Consider the following 1,060-nt stretch of genomic DNA (forward strand, 5'->3'; position numbering starts at 1 on the left):
CACCGCCCCCGCACCCCCGGGCGCCGTGATCGTCTGATGGTGCGCAGGCCGGAAGGGCGACGGAGAATTGCCCACCGTCAGACGATCACCGTTGGGGTCAGGGTTTGGTGGCGCGGTACCAGGCGGCGGCGCCGGGGTGCAGCGGCAGCGGGGCGGTGGCGATCGCCGCGCGGGGGCTCATCCGCCCGGCCGCCGGATGCGCGGCGGCCAGTTCCGCCCGGCGCTCCATCAGCAGCCGGGTCACCTCCCGGACCAGCGACTCCGGCAGGTTGGCCCGGACGACCAGGAAGTTCGGGTTGGCCACCGTGGTGACCGGGTCGACGCCGTACACGGAGCGGGGGATGTCCCGGGAGACGTACACCTCGGGGTTGCCGCGGCGCAGCGGATCGGTCCAGTCGCCCAGGTCGACGATCCGGATGGCGGTGGCGCCGGACAGCTCCTCGACGGCCCGTACCGGCAGCCCGCCGGAGAAGAAGAACGCGTCGATCCGCCCGGACCGCAGCGCCGCGACCGAGTCGTCCAGGCCGAGTCGCTCGCGGTGGACCGCGTCGTCGCCCAACTGGGCCACCGCCAGCAGTCGGCTCGCGGTGATCTCAGTGCCGGACCCGGCAGCGCCCACCGACACCCGCCGGCCGCGCAGGTCGGCCAGCGTGCGCACCGGGCCGCCGGCGGTGGTGACCAGGTGCAGCAGGTCGTCGTAGACCCGGGCGACCGCGAGCACCGACGGGTGCGTGGCGGGCGCGGCCGGCAGCACGTCGGCCTGGGTGAAGCCCAGCTCGGCGTCGCCGGCGCCGACCAGCCGGACGTTCTCCGCGGAGGCGGCGGTGACCACCACGCTGGCCCGCACGCCGGGCAGCTCCCGGTTGAGGATGGCGGCCAGCGACTGCCCGAAGGCGTGGTAGACGGCGGTCGGGCTGCCGGTGGCGATCCGGATCGGCACCGCCGCAGCGGGGGCGTCGCGGCAGCCGGCGACGCCGGTCAGCGCCGCGACCAGCAGCAGCGCCAGCAGCGCCCGCGGGCGGGCGCTGCTGGCGCTGCTGCCTGTCTCTTATCCACATCT

The 1,060-nt window shown here is 75.7% G+C and carries 1 protein-coding gene; it reads right to left on the reverse strand.

What is annotated here, in order from left to right:
• Positions 1-97: 97 nt before the first annotated feature.
• Positions 98-1,009: a TAXI family TRAP transporter solute-binding subunit gene (locus DLJ47_RS00035; protein WP_109898066.1), complete on the reverse strand. Its 912-nt coding sequence runs from the start codon at positions 1,007-1,009 to the stop codon at positions 98-100.
• Between the last annotated feature and the right edge of the window lie 51 nt (positions 1,010-1,060).

The sequence above is a fragment of the Micromonospora sp. S4605 genome (assembly GCF_003176715.1).
Taxonomy (GTDB): domain Bacteria; phylum Actinomycetota; class Actinomycetes; order Mycobacteriales; family Micromonosporaceae; genus Micromonospora; species Micromonospora echinaurantiaca.